Annotated in this window: 14 protein-coding genes; 5 read left to right on the forward strand and 9 right to left on the reverse strand. The window is 31.4% G+C overall.

The genetic code is table 11. The features are described from left to right. Nucleotides 1-274: 274 nt before the first annotated feature. From L3X37_RS11265 to L3X37_RS11305, 9 genes are all read right to left on the reverse strand, one after another. Nucleotides 275-787 carry a hypothetical protein gene (locus L3X37_RS11265; protein ID WP_237240275.1) on the reverse strand — a complete coding sequence of 171 codons (513 nt, stop codon included), beginning with the start codon at nucleotides 785-787 and terminating at the stop codon, nucleotides 275-277. A 146-nt stretch (nucleotides 788-933) separates the two neighbouring features. Continuing rightward, entirely contained in the window at nucleotides 934-1,656 is a 723-nt protein-coding gene (locus L3X37_RS11270) for a hypothetical protein (RefSeq protein WP_237240276.1), read from the reverse strand. Nucleotides 1,657-1,807: 151 nt separating this feature from the next. After that, nucleotides 1,808-2,464: an imm11 family protein gene (locus tag L3X37_RS11275; RefSeq protein ID WP_237240277.1), complete on the reverse strand. Its 657-nt coding sequence runs from the start codon at nucleotides 2,462-2,464 to the stop codon at nucleotides 1,808-1,810. Nucleotides 2,465-2,622: 158 nt separating this feature from the next. Then, nucleotides 2,623-2,988, reverse strand: coding sequence for a hypothetical protein (locus L3X37_RS11280; protein ID WP_237240278.1), 366 nt, complete (start codon nucleotides 2,986-2,988; stop codon nucleotides 2,623-2,625). 520 nt (nucleotides 2,989-3,508) lie between these two features. Further along, nucleotides 3,509-6,862 carry a preprotein translocase subunit SecA gene (gene secA / locus L3X37_RS11285; RefSeq protein WP_237240279.1) on the reverse strand — a complete coding sequence of 1,118 codons (3,354 nt, stop codon included), beginning with the start codon at nucleotides 6,860-6,862 and terminating at the stop codon, nucleotides 3,509-3,511. A gap of 174 nt (nucleotides 6,863-7,036) precedes the next feature. Further along, complete coding sequence (locus L3X37_RS11290; protein WP_019387375.1) at nucleotides 7,037-7,258, reverse strand: DUF2795 domain-containing protein; 222 nt, start codon at nucleotides 7,256-7,258, stop codon at nucleotides 7,037-7,039. Between the two features lie 518 nt (nucleotides 7,259-7,776). Then, the gene (locus L3X37_RS11295; RefSeq protein WP_237240280.1) at nucleotides 7,777-8,349 is read right to left on the reverse strand and encodes a cob(I)yrinic acid a,c-diamide adenosyltransferase; all 573 of its coding nucleotides are present in this window, start codon (nucleotides 8,347-8,349) and stop codon (nucleotides 7,777-7,779) included. A 95-nt stretch (nucleotides 8,350-8,444) separates the two neighbouring features. Beyond that, the gene (locus tag L3X37_RS11300) at nucleotides 8,445-9,218 is read right to left on the reverse strand and encodes an O-methyltransferase (protein ID WP_237240281.1); all 774 of its coding nucleotides are present in this window, start codon (nucleotides 9,216-9,218) and stop codon (nucleotides 8,445-8,447) included. Between the two features lie 138 nt (nucleotides 9,219-9,356). Beyond that, nucleotides 9,357-11,219, reverse strand: a complete 1,863-nt coding sequence (locus tag L3X37_RS11305; protein WP_237240282.1) for an ABC-F family ATP-binding cassette domain-containing protein — start codon at nucleotides 11,217-11,219, stop codon at nucleotides 9,357-9,359. 105 nt (nucleotides 11,220-11,324) lie between these two features. On the opposite strand from L3X37_RS11305, the gene L3X37_RS11310 reads away from it, so the two are divergent. The 5 genes from L3X37_RS11310 to L3X37_RS11330 all read left to right on the forward strand — a co-directional run bounded on the left by L3X37_RS11310 (nucleotide 11,325) and on the right by L3X37_RS11330 (nucleotide 17,633). Further along, nucleotides 11,325-12,119: a polysaccharide biosynthesis/export family protein gene (locus tag L3X37_RS11310; protein ID WP_237240283.1), complete on the forward strand. Its 795-nt coding sequence runs from the start codon at nucleotides 11,325-11,327 to the stop codon at nucleotides 12,117-12,119. 2 nt (nucleotides 12,120-12,121) lie between these two features. Then, nucleotides 12,122-14,593: an exopolysaccharide transport family protein gene (locus tag L3X37_RS11315; RefSeq protein WP_237240284.1), complete on the forward strand. Its 2,472-nt coding sequence runs from the start codon at nucleotides 12,122-12,124 to the stop codon at nucleotides 14,591-14,593. Nucleotides 14,594-14,617: 24 nt separating this feature from the next. Further along, entirely contained in the window at nucleotides 14,618-15,490 is an 873-nt protein-coding gene (locus L3X37_RS11320; protein WP_237240285.1) for an ABC transporter permease, read from the forward strand. Nucleotide 15,491: 1 nt separating this feature from the next. Beyond that, nucleotides 15,492-16,763, forward strand: a complete 1,272-nt coding sequence (locus L3X37_RS11325; RefSeq protein WP_237240286.1) for an ABC transporter ATP-binding protein — start codon at nucleotides 15,492-15,494, stop codon at nucleotides 16,761-16,763. 141 nt (nucleotides 16,764-16,904) lie between these two features. Next, the gene (locus L3X37_RS11330; protein WP_237240287.1) at nucleotides 16,905-17,633 is read left to right on the forward strand and encodes a GT-D fold domain-containing glycosyltransferase; all 729 of its coding nucleotides are present in this window, start codon (nucleotides 16,905-16,907) and stop codon (nucleotides 17,631-17,633) included. Nucleotides 17,634-17,658 lie beyond the last annotated feature (25 nt).

Here is a 17,658-nt window from a genome sequence, read left to right on the forward strand (position 1 = left end):
AGTTTTCCTGCGGTAAGTTCGTCTAAAATTTTGAGTTTAAAGGATTCTGAATACCGTCTAATTACTTTGTCATTTTTGTACATAATGTTTAAAATTATGTAGCCTTTATTCAGGACGGGTCAAAATGTGTTACAACGGTCTTGTGTATGGTTTCGTTGCGGAATGACACGCAGTGTTATTCCGACGTAAACCGAAAGATAGCAAAAGTGCAGGGAATTTCCGATAGGAAATTCCGCCGTAATGAATTATATACGGTGTTAGCAGTTCGGTTTTTTTATCCGATTTCAAATATGTCATTTATTATTCGATTGACTACATTTTTAGTTCTCGGTACACTGTCTTTTTTTAAATAGTCTTTTAGTCCGTTTGCTATTTTGTCCAGTTTAGGATTGTCAGTCAGTTTTGGATTCAATTCTCTCATCCAAAGCGATTGATTTAGTCTTTCTCCTCTTGTAGTACAAAACATTGTTGCATCAAGTGCTATTAAGCTCAAAGGTCGTCCCATTTCAAGCCATTTCTCTGCTCTTTGCCAAGTGAAATTCGAACTTGCAGATAAATGTCCCCAATCCTGCGTTATATTTTTTGTCCGATTTGCATTTTGTTCGACCCAATCTAATACAGGCTCATATTCCAGAAAATTCAGAGGTGCCATAAATTCAGTCAGATATTTGTCTTCACATTCATTAAGTTCAGAAGTAATTAATTCAAAAGCCTCTTTTTTGTCGAGTTTTTCAATTATTTCTTCCATTCGAATTTGAAAGTTTTCTATTTTCTCTCTGTCGTACATTTAGAGTGGGTTTAACTGACTGCTAACGTGTTTGTATATGGTTTGTTGCGTGGTTTAGTGCGTAATTTAGCAAATAAAAACCGAATAGAAAATCCGCGAGGATTTTCGTAAGTAGGCTAGAACCAAGCAATAAATTATATACGGTGTTACCCAACGTTTTTATTTTTTATTTTTTTCAATTCCTCAAACTTTTTTGGATTCAGAAATTTCCATAGTAATACTATGAATCCAAGACCAAAGAAAAGCATTGTCGGGATTGCAACGTCCTTTGAATCTTTATACATTATAAATCCCAAAACAGTAAAAGCGAGAGAAGTAATTATTGCAAGAATGTCTTTTGTTTTTTGTCCGATTAAAGGTTTCCTTTCCTCAATTGTTTGGCTTGGAATAATATCAAGAATATGATGATAATTATTTTTATCAAATGATATTAATTTAAACATTTCCTCTGCTGATTTTAACTTCTTTGTTTTTCCTCCAAAGTCATATAAGTAGTTCTCGTTTTTGTCATTCACAAGGTTTACATTATCATATTCCTTATCATTTTTAGAAACATAAACCATTATCCAATCTCCAATATTAAATTCAGATTTCTGCTTGATATTTGATGTTCTGTAAAAGCCTCTTAAATAAGGTGAAAACTTTTCGTGTTCAGCAGGATACTTTATATAGTTGACAAAATAGTTAAACCTTTCAAAATCTGGCTGATTTGAGAAAAGGATTAAAAATGAATCGAATTTATCTTTTTTTCTGTAAAATTGAATTCCATTAACAAATTCTGTATCCGAATAAGCATTTGCCAATTCCATTAAGATACTTTCTAATTCTTTTTCATTAACGTTTTCAACTATTATAAAGTTTTCAGTCATTGATTCGGTCGGTTTGTTCAAATGTTGGGTAACGGTATCGGCTATGATTTCGTTGTGGAATCATCCGCAGGATTATTCCGCCGAAATCCAGCCGTTTGATTTATACTTTTACTTTGGTGTGGCACAAAACCACAATGAATTATAGCCATTGTTACCTGCTGGCTTTTAAATTTTCCATTTCGGACTTTTGTTTGTCAGTCAGAGGAACATTGTATAATTCAATTGCCAATGTTGATTCATTAAGATTTTCAAATTCAATGTTCTTTATTTTTTCCTTTTTAAAAAGGTTAACCACTTTATCGGTACAAAAACGAAACATAGTTGAATTTCCGTTTTCTTCTGGATTACTCATAAATAAGTCAGAGCCATCCCAATAATCATCTTTAAAATAAAAACCTTTAACGTGTGGTTTAATATTTACTCCGATTTCGTCTAAAATTATTGAGCTTTTTGCGTAATCCCGATATCCACAACGTCCAGTTATAATCAGTCCAAAATACTTTTGGTCAATTAAATCATTCTTTTTTGAACGAATTTCGACATCGTAGGTTTTCCAACCTGTAATTCCATTTGAATTAAACAATTCGACAATCCTTTCACTAATGATTAAGGGAAAAGCATTCGTTGTCCAAATAATATCATAAAGGGTTTTTCCGCCCATAGAATGTTTTACTGAAACAGTTTCGATTATTAGTTTTTCTCCGCGTGAAATTTCAGGTTCAGCTAAGTCATAATTTTCAATTACTCCTCGAAAAGGTCTATTCGAAAAAGTTTCTCCAATTTTATATGTTTTATTGTAATCCAGCATTTTCTTCAGCTTGCAGGTAACGTGTTTGTGTATGATTTCGTTGCGTGTTTCAGCAACTAATTTAGCAAATACAAACCGAATAGAAAATCCGCGAGGATTTTCGTAAGTAGGCTAGAACTAGCAATAAATTATATATGTTGTTGTAAATAGTGCTTTTTTCAATTCAGTTCAAGTATTGGTTTGTCAATTCCTCTGCTATAATAAATATATCTGTTAATATTCAAATCGTTAAACATTCCGTTTTTATGAATTTCATCCACTAATTCAATTCCTACTTTGTCCAATTTCTCAGTATGTTCTCGATGAGATTCAAGTTCTTTTAAACCCATTGTTACATAAGGATAATATTCTTCGTACCATTTTTTCAGTCGAGAAAGAAAGTCAGTTGGGATTTTTGATTGTTCAATTTCAATCATATAATCTCCATTTTCAACAATCAGAATTCCGTAACATTTTGCGAAAGGTTCAGCCGCTAAAGTCAGTTTAATTTCGGTTTCCATTTTATTTTCACGAATAGTTTTCAATTCAGATTATTTTCCAATATTCCATTTACTCCGCAATTTTGGCGCATTATTTACAACACATAAATAACTCTGTATTTATATGTCTTATTTCAAATATACTAATTATTTTAAAACGTACAATATATCTAGTTTAAAAGAAGTTGTTAAGTCATGTATTTTGTATAACATTTTTATTATTTTTTACAATATTGTTATATAAAATGCCTGTATGTAAACTAGGCTAGTTTTTTTTTCTAACAAAGTCAAATACATAAAAATGGCTTGCAATTTAATTTCTAACCCAAACCCCCCGATTTTTTACCAATATCTTGCTTTTTTTAAACTGAATTGGAATAGCCTTATCATAATTTCTAACTACAAAATGTAAGTGAGGTTTAGTGCATGTGTTTTGTTAGTAAAATTATTAGGTAGTCGCAGTATCACTCTTAAGTTTAGAAAACTTAATATCCTGACTATATCCTTCAAAAGTTAAAAGTATAGTCAGGAATATGAATATAAAATGTTTCAAGATTTAAAAGCTTTAATCTTCAACTAAAACCCAATCGCCCTTATTAATTAAAGGTTCGGCTTGTTTGTATTTTAGGGTTTTGTTTTCACCATTTATAACGTGTTTAATAGTAACACGATCGTTACGACCAATTTTTGGACGATCGCGTACAATGGTTTCAACTACTTCTGGCTGGCGTTGCGTATTTCCTGCCGCTCTGTTTTGAGCAGAACGCTCGTCTAAATTAGGAATCTCGTCTTTTTGAGTATTTAATTTTTCCTTTTTACGAGCTCTTGCTTCTTGAATGGTGTCTTGTGTTTCTTGAGGCAATTCGCCTTTAAATAAGAATGAAATCACATCTTTATTCACTTGGTCAATCATAGACTTAAACAACTCAAAAGCTTCAAACTTGTAAATTAATAAAGGGTCTTTTTGCTCATGTACTGCTAATTGAACAGATTGTTTCAACTCGTCCATTTTACGTAAATGAGTTTTCCAAGCATCATCAATTATAGCTAGCGTAATGTTTTTTTCAAAATCATTTATTAATTGTTTTCCTCCAGATTCATAAGCTTTTTCAAGGTCGGTAACAACGTTTAAACTTTTAGCACCATCAGTAAATGGGACCACAATACGCTTAAATTTATCGCGTTGTGTTTCATAAACATTTTTAATTACTGGAAAAGCAATATCTGCATTGCGAGTCATTTTATCTTTGTAATGATCAAATGCTGATTTATATATTTTAGATGTAATTTCTTGAGCAGAAAGCTTGCCAAATTCTTCCTCAGAAATTGGTGAAGCCATTGAGAAATAGCGAATTAATTCAAACTCAAAATTCTTAAAATCGTTAGCGCCTTTATTAGTTTCGGCAATACCTTCAGATGTATCAAAAATCATGTTGGCTAAATCTACGCGTAGGCGCTCACCATTTAAAGCATTGTAACGACGTTTGTAAACCACCTCACGTTGTGCATTCATTACATCATCATATTCTAACAATCGCTTACGTACACCAAATTGATTTTCTTCAACTTTTTTCTGAGCACGTTCAATAGATTTTGAAATCATAGAATGCTGAATTACTTCACCTTCCTTTAATCCCATTTTATCCATCATTTTTGCAATACGCTCGCTACCAAACAAACGCATTAAATTGTCTTCTAACGATACATAAAATTGCGAACTACCAACATCTCCTTGGCGACCAGCACGACCACGTAACTGTCTATCAACACGACGCGAATCATGGCGCTCAGTACCTACAATGGCTAAACCACCAGCAGCTTTAACTTGGTCACTTAACTTAATATCAGTACCACGACCAGCCATATTGGTAGCAATAGTTACTTGTCCACTTTTACCAGCTTGATCTACAATTTCTGCTTCTTTTTTATGTTGCTTAGCGTTTAATACATTGTGAGATATTTTTCGAATACTTAGCATTTTACCAAGCAATTCAGATATTTCAACAGATGTTGTACCAATTAAAACCGGGCGACCAGCTTTAGAGAGTTGTGTAACATCATCAATAACCGCATTGTATTTTTCGCGCTTAGTTTTATACACTAAATCCTCTTTGTCGTCTCTAGCGATAGGTTTGTTTGTTGGAATTTCAACAACATCTAATTTGTATATTTCCCAGAATTCTCCAGCTTCAGTAACCGCAGTACCCGTCATACCAGACAGTTTACGGTACATTCTAAAATAATTTTGAAGTGTTACAGTAGCAAATGTTTGTGTGGCATCTTCAATTTTTACATTTTCCTTAGCTTCAATCGCTTGGTGTAATCCATCAGAATATCGACGACCATCCATAATACGACCTGTTTGCTCATCAACAATCATAACTTTATTATCCATCACCACATATTGCGTGTCTTTTTCAAATAAAGCGTAAGCTTTTAGGAGCTGATTTAGTGTATGAATACGTTCTGACTTTACACCAAACTCTTTAAATAAATCTTCTTTTAGATTAGCTTCTTCTTCGGCTGAAAGTCCTTTTTCTTCAATTTTGGCAATTTCAATACCAATTTCTGGCATTACAAAAAAGTCTGGATTTTCTTTTCCAGAAATGTATTCAATACCTTTATCGGTAAGTTCTATTTGATTATTTTTTTCTTCAATTACATAGTATAATTCAGCATCAACCTTTGGCATTTCGCGGTTGTTGTCTTGCATATAAAAGTTCTCTGTTTTTTGAAGTAGCTGTTTTACTCCTTCTTCAGATAAAAATTTAATGAGTGCTTTGTTTTTAGGAATACCGCGATACACACGTAATAATTGAAAACCACCTTCTTTAGTATCTCCCGCCGCAATTAATTTTTTAGCTTGAGCTAAAACACCTATTAAATATTTACGTTGAACGGATACGATATCGTCAACTTTTGGTTTTAATTCATTAAACTCATGTCTGTCTCCTTGCGGAATTGGTCCAGAAATAATTAATGGTGTACGCGCATCATCAACTAAAACCGAATCGACCTCATCTACAATCGCATAATGATGCGGACGTTGTACTAAATCATCTGGCGAATGTGCCATATTATCACGTAAATAATCGAAACCAAATTCATTATTTGTACCATAAGTAATATCTGCATTGTAGGCTTTTTTACGGGCTTCAGAGTTTGGTTGATGGTAATCAATACAATCTACACTTAACCCATGAAACTCAAAAATAGGAGCCATCCACGCACTATCACGTTTTGCTAAATAATCGTTTACAGTAACCAAGTGCACACCTCTACCAGTTAATGCGTTTAAATATACAGGAAGTGTTGCAACCAATGTTTTACCTTCACCTGTTTGCATTTCGGCAATTTTACCTTGATGCATAGCAACACCACCAATAAGCTGTACATCGTAATGCACCATATCCCAAGTAATGGGTTTTCCGGCAGCATCCCACGAGTTAGACCACGTAGCATTATCGCCATCTAATGTAATATATTCTTTATCTCCAGATAAACTTCTATCAAATTCATTAGCTTTTACTGTAATACTAGTGTTATTTACAAAACGTTTAGCAGTTTCTTTAACCACAGCAAAAGCTTCTGGTAAAATATCATTTAATGTTTTTTCAACAGCTTCATAAGCTTCATCTTCAATTTTATCAACTTCTTGATAAATATCTTCGCGTCTATCAATATCTTCAGTAGTTTCAGCTTCTTTTAAAAGGGCTTCTTTTCTATCGTTAAAAGGCTTACGTGTTTCGGCAATAATAGCCTTAAATTCGGCTGTTTTTGCTCTTAATTCGTCATGCGATAACCCTTCTAAAGCAGATTCAAAGGTTTTAACTTTATCTACTATGGGCATTAAAGCCTTTACGTCTTGTTTCGATTTGTCGCCAACAAATACTTTTAATACAGAATTTAAAAAACTCATGTTGTGTATATTTTTATGTGTACACTTAAACGGTGTAAAGTGTAAACAATTATTTATGTTTTATTTCTAGATTAGAATGCTTCTTAAAAAGCATATCAAAGATACATTTTGTTTAAAGATTAGGACAAAAAAAAGCCTCAAAATGAGACTTTTTTATCTATGCTGAGTTTTTTATTAATATTCGTCCTCGTTCCAGAGGTAATCTTCATCAGTTGGATAATCTGACCAAATTTCTTCAATCGAATCATACGAATCGCCTTCGTCCTCAATCGACTGTAAATTTTCAACAACTTCTAACGGTGCGCCAGTTCTAATAGCGTAATCTATTAATTCGTCTTTGGTTGCTGGCCAAGGTGCATCACTTAAATACGATGCTAATTCTAAAGTCCAATACATTTTTTATGCGTTTAATTTTTTGCAAAAATAAATTTTTAGTTTAAACAGACAAGAAAAAAATGAATTATTTCATATTCAATTAAACTTTTATTTAAAAAGAAGATAAATAAAAGATTTTACTAAATATCAAGCATTTGGCTTTCGTTTAAAAATGCGAATGAATTTGTCTCAATAATATTCATAAAACTTTTAAACTTACTCTAATCATTAAATTATAAGAACGTATCTTTTTGTACTCTAAACACTTGCAAATTTATTGTTGCGGTGTTAATAATATTAGCAATTTTTGTGGATTAATTTGGGCGTTACCTAAAGGTCGGGCTTTCCGCTATATCTTTTTAAAACGTTATTGCGAGCACGAAGGAAGTGGCAATCTGCCAAATTCAAATGCTCTAACAATTTTTTGTTTCATTCAAGTTTTAAAAAGGATGCCGCTGCAATCCCTAACGCAAATTACGTTTCCATTTAAAACTTAATGTTTCTCAGTCATTGAAAAATTTCTTCAAAAAATTAAAAAATTACTTTTTATCAGGAATCCACTTAATTTCATTTGCTTGTAAATCTGATGACAACTTTCGTGCCAACACAAAAAGATAGTCAGAAAGGCGGTTTAAATACGTTAAAGCATTAGCTTCAAAAGGTTCTATTTCGTTAAGTGCAGAAGCTAAACGTTCTGCTCTACGACATACACAGCGAGCTATGTGACAGAATGACACCGTTTGATGCCCACCAGGTAACACAAAATGCGTCATTGGTGGTAGTGCTTCATTCATGGTGTCCATTTCTTGCTCTAAGTATTCTATATTTTCAGAAGAAATTTTTTCAATATTTAAGCGTTCTTTGCCGTTTTTTAAAAGGGCTTTTTCAGGATCGGTAGCTAAAATAGCACCAACAGTAAACAATCTGTCTTGAATATGTATTAACACATTTTTGTAATGCTCATTAATATCTTGATCGCGAATTAACCCTAAGTGGGAGTTTAATTCATCAACCGTTCCGTAGCTTTCAATACGTATATGGTGTTTTGGTACACGCGTGCCACCAAATAATGCTGTGGTGCCTTTGTCTCCAGTTTTGGTGTAGATTTTCATTTAAAATGTTTGTCGTTATTCCTTTAGTTGTTAAGCTGTAAACCTATTTCAAATTTAGTTAATCTAAACGACTTAACAACTTAACAAAAGAACAACTATACCCTAATAGTAAAATGCTCCTTAACCTGTTCTTTTCTAAAAAACACAAATCCCCAAAAAAACGTATTAATAGTTACGGTTACTTTTGGGTGTTTTTTTATACTTTCCCAAGCTTCAGTCATCTCTTTACTCCAATAAATATCATCAAAAATAAAAACAGAATTGTTATGTGTAGTTTGTAAAAGTGTTTCAAAATAGTTTAAAGTGGCTTTTTTTTGGTGGTTGCCGTCAAAAAAAATAAGGTCGTAAGTATTAAGTTTTAAGCTTTTTAAAGCGTTATTAAAATCATTATTTATAAGATTAATATGTTCTAATTTATTGTTTTTAAAATTCTCTTTTGTAAATTCTGAAATATTTGGGCAGCCTTCAATAGTAATAATGTTTGCTTTTGGGTTTGTTAAAGCCATAGCTTGTGTTGCAATACCTAACGATGTGCCTAATTCTAATATGTTTTTAAATTCGAAATAACTTGCAAGTCTATATAAAAGTTTCGCTCTTTTATTTGTAGTGCCAGCATTTTTTGCTATTTCAGAAATAGAACGTTCTTTTTGTTTTGCAACATGAGAGCCAACACCTAAATCGGTAATCGAAATTTTAGTTTTGTTTTTTAAAAGCGCCCTTTTGTAGTTTAAAATATGCGCATAGGAATTGTAATTTGATTTATCGTAAAAACATTTAGTAACCAAATTATACACAAAAGGAGAATGCACACCATGTTGATTGGTGCTTTTTAAAAGGAATTTTATGTATTGTTTAATTTGATAAAACATAATTCTTTTGTCCGGTCGAGTGCAGTTGAGACCTTCAATTCGTTATTTACATTTTTTTTAAACCCCTCGACCGCGCTCGAGGAGACAATAATCTCTTGTAAATTAAAACGTTGTGTCTTTGCACCTTAGAGAGGAAAACTATTCTTCTAATTTAGCCGACAGCTCAAACCAACGTTCTTCTTTAGTTTCAATACTATTAATAATGTCTTGCAGCTCTTCGGATAGCTTGTTTATTTTATCTTGAGATAAATCAGGGTTGTTAAATTTATCTTCTAGTTTCTTTTTATCAAAAGCCAAAGATTTTAATTTACTTTCAATATTTTTAAGTTCTTTTTCTTCGTTATAAGATAGTTTGGAAGCTTCATTTTGTTTCCACGATTTTTTTTCTTTTTTATCTTCTGTAGTTTTTGATACAACGGGTTGACTATCTTCGTAAACGCGGTAATCGCTATAATTCCCTGGAAAATCTTCAATAATACCTTCGCCTTTAAAAACAAAAAGGTGATCTACAATTTTATCCATAAAATACCGGTCGTGCGATACTACAATAATGCAACCAGGGAAATCTAAAAGAAAACTTTCTAGTACGTTTAGCGTTACAATATCTAAATCGTTTGTTGGTTCATCAAGAATTAAAAAATTAGGGTTCTGAATTAAAACGGTACATAAATATAAGCGTTTACGCTCGCCACCACTCAGTTTTTCAACAAAATCATATTGTTTTTTTCTACTGAATAAAAAACGTTCTAAAAGTTGTTGTGCACTAATTTGTTTGCCTTTTTTTAGCGGAATATAATCACCAAATTCTCTAATAACATCAATAACTTTTTGTTCAGGTTTTATGGTAATACCGTTTTGAGTATAATATCCAAACTTAACAGTATCTCCTTTGGTTACTTTTCCAGAATCGGGTTGCGCCGTTTGGGTTAAAATGTTTAAAAAGGTAGTTTTACCTGTGCCGTTTTTGCCAATAATACCAACACGTTCTCCTTTTTGAAACATATAATTAAAACCATTGAGTATCGTTTTGTCTTTAAATGCTTTTGAAACTTTATGGAATTCTAAAATTTTACTACCCAAGCGTTCCATGTTTAATTCTAGTTGAATTTCATGGTCGTTTCTACGTTGATGAGCACGATGTTTAATATCGGTAAAATCGTCAATTCTAGACTTCGATTTTGTGGTTCGTGCTTTGGGTTGTCTGCGCATCCACGCTAGCTCCTTTTTAAAGAGTTGTTTTGCTTTGCCAGTTTCAACTGCTTCGCGTTCAATTCTAGCATCACGTTTTTCTAAATAGTATGAATAGTTGCCTTTGTAATTGTTTAGTTGTCCTTCGTCTAATTCAATAATTTCATTACAAACGCGCTCCAAAAAATAACGATCATGCGTAACCATAAATAGCGTCATGTTTTCTTTAGCGAAAAAGGCTTCTAGCCACTCGATCATTTCTAAATCTAAATGGTTGGTAGGCTCATCTAAAATTAATAAATCGGGTTTATTAATTAATGCATTTGCCAAAGCGAGCCGCTTTTTTTGTCCCCCAGAAAGTGTACTTACTTTATAACCTAAATCTTCAAGTTTTAATTTAAAAAGTATTTGCTTGTAAAGCGTTTCAAAATCCCATGCTTGGTATTGTTCCATAGCTTCAAAAGCGGTTTGATATGCCTCAGAATCATTAGGGTTTAAAAGCGCTTTTTCGTAATTTGAAATTATTTTTAAAATAGGATTTTCGCTAGCAAAAATGGTTTCTTCAATAGTTAAAGTTTCATCAAATTTAGGGTCTTGAGAGAGAAACGAAACAGTTATATCTTTTCTATAAATAACATTTCCAGAATCTGCTTTGTCATTTCCAGAAAGAATATTTAAAATAGAGGTTTTTCCTGTTCCGTTTTTAGCTACAAAGGCTATTTTTTGGTCTTTGTGAATGCTAAAAGAAATGTCTTTAAAGAGCGTTAATTCCCCGTAGGATTTTGATATGTTTTCTACTGTTAAATAATTCAAATGATAATTTTTATGCAAATAACGGATAAAAAACCAAAAATTCCGATATATGTTTTATTGTTCAAGCCGAAAAGTTATATTTGTGATAAATCAATGTGCCTCAGTATGAAAAGATATTTTTTAGTTGCTTTAATAATTATTAATACTGTAGTAGTTTCCTGTATTCCTTATAAAGACACACTTTATCTTCAAAATAAAAGTACTGCAACAGATTCTACTCAAATTATTGTTGAGCAAAAAAAGCCTTATCGTGTTCAGATTAATGATATTTTAAATATTAGAATTAAGGCGGCAAAACAAGAAACAGTACAGATTTTTAATCCTATTGGTGAGGGCGATTTGAATGCTAGTAGTGAAGAGCGTGCCTATTTTGATGGATTTACTGTTGATTTACATGGTAATATATTGATGCCGAAATTAGGAGAAATTAACGTACTAGGTTTTACAACTGATGAAATAAAGCAAGTTATTGAAAAAAAATTATTGGAAACCGAGTACAAAGCTGCTAATGATATATTTGTAACCGTAAAGCTTACAGGGCTACAATACACTACAACTGGAGAAATTGGAAGTACAGGAACTAAAACTATTTTTAAAGAACGCGTTAATATTTTTGAAGCCATTGCAAATTCTGGTGATATACCAGATACAGGCGATAAAAAAGATGTGTTAATTATTAGGCAATTTCCCCAAGGGCAAAAAATATTTCATGTCGATTTAACCGATGTTAATGTTATGAATTCGCCATATTATTATATTCAACCTAACGACATGATTTATGTTAAGCCCTTAAAGCAGAAGTCTTGGGGAACTGGTACAAATGCTATTCAAAATATAGGTGCAATAGCTACTGTTTTGTCATTGGTTACTACAACTATTTTACTTTTAGATAGAATATAGATATGGCTTACGACGATATAGAAGATATAGAAAATTCTGAGCAAAAAAGCTTTAATTTTGATTTAAGAGGTTTTCTTTTTAAGCTCTTAAAATTCTGGAAATTATTCGTAGTTTGTATTATTATAGGTTTTTTTATTGCGTATTCAGTTAACGTTAGAAAACAGAATATTTATAGGCTAAGTTCTTTAATTTCTTTAGAGAATGACCAAAACCCGTTTTTCACAGCAAATACAAGCATTTCTTTTAATTGGGGAGGTGTTTCGGGTAAAGTAGGTAAAACCATTATTGCCTTAAAAACAAGAAACCATAATGAGCGCGTTGTAGATTCTTTACAATTTTATATTCAATACTTAAAAGACGGCAAATACCGAAAGGAAGAAGTTTACAAAAAAGCACCTTTTTATATTGAAATTGATAAAAATAAAGGGCAGTTATTGGGTAAGCCAATACGGATAAAATTTATTAGTAATACGCATTACGAGCTTTTTGTAGCTTTTGAAAACAATAAGGCTACTACACAAAAATATAGTGATAAATCGTTACAAAGTATAACAGTGCCAACGGGTAGTTTTACTAAAACCTTTAATGTTGGAGAGCTTGTAGATTTACCATTTGTTAAGTTTACTTTAAAAATAAAAGAGGATTTAACCATTACACCAAATTCAGAATTTTTTATTCAGTTCTTAAATTTTGATGCGATTGTTAATGGTTATAAAGGACAAATCTCAGTATCTCCCTATAATAAAACATCTTCTTCAATAATAACTCTCTCATTAGCAGGGTATAATAAGCAAAAAATTGTTGATTATTTAAATGCTACTACAGCTATTTTAAGCAAAACAGATTTAGAACGAAAAAACCAATATGCTACAAACACGATTAAGTTTATTGATAGTACTTTAAGTATTGTTAATACAGAGTTAAAGGCAATTACAGATACAATGAATGCATTTAGGAAGCAAACCAAAATGTTTAATGTAGACAAAAAACTTATACAGGTATCTGAAAAAATAAGTGATTTAGAATTAAAAGAAGAAGAGAGTCAATCAAAATTACAGTATTTAGAAATTCTTGAAGACTATTTAAAAACAAAAACAGATTATACAAAAATTGCAGCACCTACATCTGTAGGTATTGAAGAAAATAATATTTCAACTAGTGTTAGTAAAATTACTGCTTTAGCAATACAAAGGCAAGAACTTCAGCAGTTGGTTCAAGAAGGCTCTACATCATTACAAGATTTAGATGGAAGTATTGATGCAGAAAAAAATGTATTACTAGAAACCATAGCTTCAACAAAAAAAACAATAAGAATTCAACTTGATAGAATAAGAAATAATAAAGCTAATTTAGAAAGCAGATTGAATGAGTTGCCAGAAGATCAACAGCAATATTTAAAAATTCAGCGAAACTTAGATATAAGTCAAGAAGCTTACAATGTATATATGTCTAAACGAAGCGAAGCTGCAATTGTTAAAGCTGCAAATATTTCTGATATTTCTGTAATTGAAGCTGCAAAGGATATAGGTGGGGGATTAATAGGGCCTAATAAAAACTTGAATTATATGATGGCTTTATTAATTGGTTTTTTTGGCCCTTTTGCTCTTGTTTTTATCTTATTTTTATTAGATAATACTATTCATGGTGTAGATGAAGTTAGAAGGTTGTCTAAAATCCCAGTTCTTGGTTTAGTAGGGGAATATAAACACGATAATAATTTAGTTGTTTATGATAAGCCAAAATCGGCAGTAGCAGAATCGTTTAGAGCCATTCGCTCAAGTTTACAATTTTTTTATAAAAAACAAGAAAAGAAAGGTGGTAGAACCATTATGTTAACCTCTTCGGTAAGTGGCGAAGGCAAAACGTTTTGCTCTATAAATATAGCAAGTGCCTATGCCTTATCGGGTAAAAAAACCATTCTTTTGGGACTGGACTTACGCAAGCCTAAAATTTTTGGTGATTTTAATATTGATAATAATATAGGAATTGTCAACTATTTTATTGGTGATAAAAGCTTAGAAGAAATTACATTTAAAACCCATATTGAAAATTTAGATTTGATTACTTCTGGCCCCATCCCTCCAAATCCCTCAGAGTTATTGATGAGTGATGCAATGACAGAGCTTATTCAAGAGTTAAGAAAAACTTATGATATAATAGTGTTAGATTCACCACCTTTAGGATTGGTAACAGATGCTTTAGAATTATCGCAATATGCAGATGCTTCCTTATTTGTAATCCGATTAAATTATACTAAAAGAGGTATGTTAGAACTTGTTAATGCGAAACACAAAACAGGTGAATTAAAAAACATAAGCTATGTGTTAAATTTCTATAAGCATAGTAAAAGTCATGGTTACGGTTACGGCTATGGTTACAGTTATGGTTATGGCGCTTACGGAAATGCTTATCATGAAAACTCTAGAAAAGAAACGGTTGTTGATAAAATTAAAAATTGGCTTAAAATAGGTTAAGATTAATTCAATAAAAAAATAAAATTGAATACTAAAGAAGATCGTTGGTTATATACTATATCTCCTAAGCAAAGTTTAATTCATTTAAATTTTAAAGAGATTTGGCAATACAGAGATTTACTATTTTTATTTGTAAAAAGGGATGTTATTACCTTATATAAACAAACCATTTTAGGCCCTTTGTGGTACTTTATACAACCCTTGTTTACTAGTGTTATATTTACTCTTATTTTTAATAACCTTGCAGCAATCCCCACAGGAGAAGGTATTCCTGCATTTTTATTTAATCTTGCAGGTATAACATCATGGAACTATTTTAGTGCGTGCTTAACAGGCACTAGTAATACCTTTACAGCAAATCAAAGCATTTTTGGTAAGGTGTATTTTCCAAGAGTTATTACGCCATTATCAGTTGTGTTTTCAAATCTATTAAAATTTGGTATTCAATTACTAGTATTTATATGCTTTTATATTTACTTTATTTTTTTTACAGACAAGGCCTCTAGTGCTATGCCACAAATGGCTATTCTGTATCTTCCGGTTCTTATTGCTTTTATGGGCTTATTTGGTTTAGGTTTTGGGATGACGATTTCTTCTATGACGACTAAGTATAGAGATCTTAGTTTTTTAGTTGGTTTTGGTGTACAGTTATTAATGTATGGCTCTGCAGTAATGTACCCTTTATCTTATTTTAAAGAGAAAGTACCAGAATATGCTTGGTTAATAGAATACAATCCTATGACAACTATTATTGAAATATTTAGGTACATGACTTTGGGTATTGGAGAGTTCTCTTTATATAAGTTTATATATGCGGGAAGTATTAGTATAATATTCTTTTTAATAGGGTTGATAATATTTAATAAAACAGAAAAATCTTTTATAGATACCGTTTAGTATGAAAGATCAAGATATTATCTTAAAAGCAGAAAATATTTCTAAACAATACCGTTTAGGATTAGTTGGTACTGGTACTCTTAGTCATGATTTAAACAGATGGTGGTCTAAAATAAGAGGTAAAGAAGACCCATATTTAAAAGTAGGTGAAGTTAATGATAGAAGTTCAAAAGGAAGCTCACAATACGTTTGGGCATTAAAAGATATCAATTTTGAAGTTAAACGTGGCGAAGTATTAGGAATTATAGGGAAAAATGGAGCTGGTAAATCTACACTGTTAAAAATTTTATCTAAGGTAACAAGCCCAACCACTGGTGAAATAAAGACAAAAGGTAGAATTGCTTCGCTATTAGAAGTTGGCACAGGTTTTCATGGGGAAATGACAGGGCGTGAAAACATATATTTAAATGGTGCTATTTTAGGAATGACTAAAAAAGAAATTAATTTAAAAATTGATGAAATTATTGAATTTTCAGGTTGCCAACGCTATATAGATACACCAGTAAAACGTTACAGTAGTGGTATGACAGTACGTTTAGCATTTGCAGTAGCAGCGTTTTTAGAACCAGAAATATTGGTGATTGATGAGGTTTTAGCTGTTGGTGATGCTGAATTTCAAAAGAAGGCGATTGGAAAGATGCAAGATATTAGCAGGGGTCAAGGAAGAACGGTCTTATTTGTAAGTCATAATATGTCAGCTATAAAAACTTTGTGTACAAGAGGCATTGTTTTAGAACATGGTAATATTGTGTTTGAAGGAGGTTCACACGAATCGGTTGAATATTACAGTAAACTATCTTCTTCAAACTCTTATGTTGAAGCTATACATGAATCTTATGGCGATATTATTTCAGAACTCAACTTTGAAATTTCTAGGGGAAATATAAAACCAGATGCTTCTTTTTTTATTGGTGATGATATGTTTTTTCGATTAGGTTTTAAGGTGAGTTCTAAGATGAAAAACATCTTGATTTCATTTAATGTTTTAAATTATAACAACGAACTTATTAGTCACATATCTAATGAAGATTCAAACTATATCTTAAATATAGAAGAAGTTAATAGTAGTGTAGAAATATGTATTAAAACCGATAAAATTTTATACATTCCAGGTAGATATAAGTTAAATTTATGGATTGGTGATTCAAAATCAAATACACTTTATACAGTCGAAAATATTTTTAATTTCATAATTGAACAAGGGAATTATACCAAAAGGGTTAGGCCATTACCTAAACATTCAAAGGTGTATTTACATAGTAACTGGGAGTAAATGGGTTTCTTATATAAAAATAAACGAAGACTAATTAAGTTTTTGAGCATTGTCTACAATTATGCAAACTTTCTAATATTAAAAATAAAGTCTAGATATTATGAGTTGTACAAATTTCAAATAGAAACAACCTTCACTACGTTGGCAATTATAGAAAAAGCTATTGAGAATAATGAGTTTGGTGCGTACTTGAGGTTTGGAGATGGAGATGTTATGTTACTAAATAATCTAAATGATTCTTTTCAAACCCCATCTAAAAAATTAGCAAACGAAATGGAAGAAGCCTTTAGAATTAATGAATCAGGAGTAATCAAATCGCTAGCTATTCACTCTAATTTTTTTGGTTTTGAACAAGGAATGACAAATGATAGCCATAAAATCGAGGACTATTATGCCATGCAAATGTTATTGAAAACACATAAGTTTTTTAAAGGTCAAAAAGTTTATAGCTCTGTAGCATTACATTTTTTGTCTATTACAGATCCTTTAAGAGTAAACAGTTTTCTTAGGTTACTTAAAAGTAAAGTTAGATTATTTGTGGGTAATGAGGATGTTACATTTAATACGTTAAATAAACTTTTTGGCAGCCCTTCAATTGTTTTAATTCCAAAAAAAAATGCATATAATGAAATTGATAGTATTCATGAAAAATGCTTAGAATATATAGATAGTTTTGAAAATTATGGTGTCGTAGTTGTTGCAATGGGATGTTCAGGAAGAACATTAATAAAAAGGTTGTTAAAAAGTAAGAAAAGACAAATATACTATTTTGATTTTGGTAGTTTATTAGACGGTTTAGATGATCATCTAACAAGGAAATGGCTAAAAGTTAATAAACTTGACAAAACTATTTTATTAAAGGATTTATAGACAACGTATATCATAAATGGTATAT

It is taken from the genome of Wocania arenilitoris (assembly GCF_021728535.1).
In the GTDB taxonomy this organism is placed as follows: Bacteria; Bacteroidota; Bacteroidia; order Flavobacteriales; family Flavobacteriaceae; genus Wocania_A; species Wocania_A arenilitoris.

What these genes read in the sequence shown, in the direction of transcription:
- L3X37_RS11265 (WP_237240275.1), bottom strand. Translation starts at nt 787, where the DNA reads ATGTACGACAGAGAGAAAATAGAAAACTTTCAAATTCGAATGGAAGAA.
- L3X37_RS11270 (WP_237240276.1), bottom strand. Translation starts at nt 1,656, where the DNA reads ATGACTGAAAACTTTATAATAGTTGAAAACGTTAATGAAAAAGAATTA.
- L3X37_RS11275 (WP_237240277.1), bottom strand. Translation starts at nt 2,464, where the DNA reads ATGCTGGATTACAATAAAACATATAAAATTGGAGAAACTTTTTCGAAT.
- secA (WP_237240279.1), bottom strand. Translation starts at nt 6,862, where the DNA reads ATGAGTTTTTTAAATTCTGTATTAAAAGTATTTGTTGGCGACAAATCG.
- L3X37_RS11290 (WP_019387375.1), bottom strand. Translation starts at nt 7,258, where the DNA reads ATGTATTGGACTTTAGAATTAGCATCGTATTTAAGTGATGCACCTTGG.
- L3X37_RS11295 (WP_237240280.1), bottom strand. Translation starts at nt 8,349, where the DNA reads ATGAAAATCTACACCAAAACTGGAGACAAAGGCACCACAGCATTATTT.
- L3X37_RS11300 (WP_237240281.1), bottom strand. Translation starts at nt 9,218, where the DNA reads ATGTTTTATCAAATTAAACAATACATAAAATTCCTTTTAAAAAGCACC.
- L3X37_RS11310 (WP_237240283.1), top strand. Translation starts at nt 11,325, where the DNA reads ATGAAAAGATATTTTTTAGTTGCTTTAATAATTATTAATACTGTAGTA.
- L3X37_RS11315 (WP_237240284.1), top strand. Translation starts at nt 12,122, where the DNA reads ATGGCTTACGACGATATAGAAGATATAGAAAATTCTGAGCAAAAAAGC.
- L3X37_RS11325 (WP_237240286.1), top strand. Translation starts at nt 15,492, where the DNA reads ATGAAAGATCAAGATATTATCTTAAAAGCAGAAAATATTTCTAAACAA.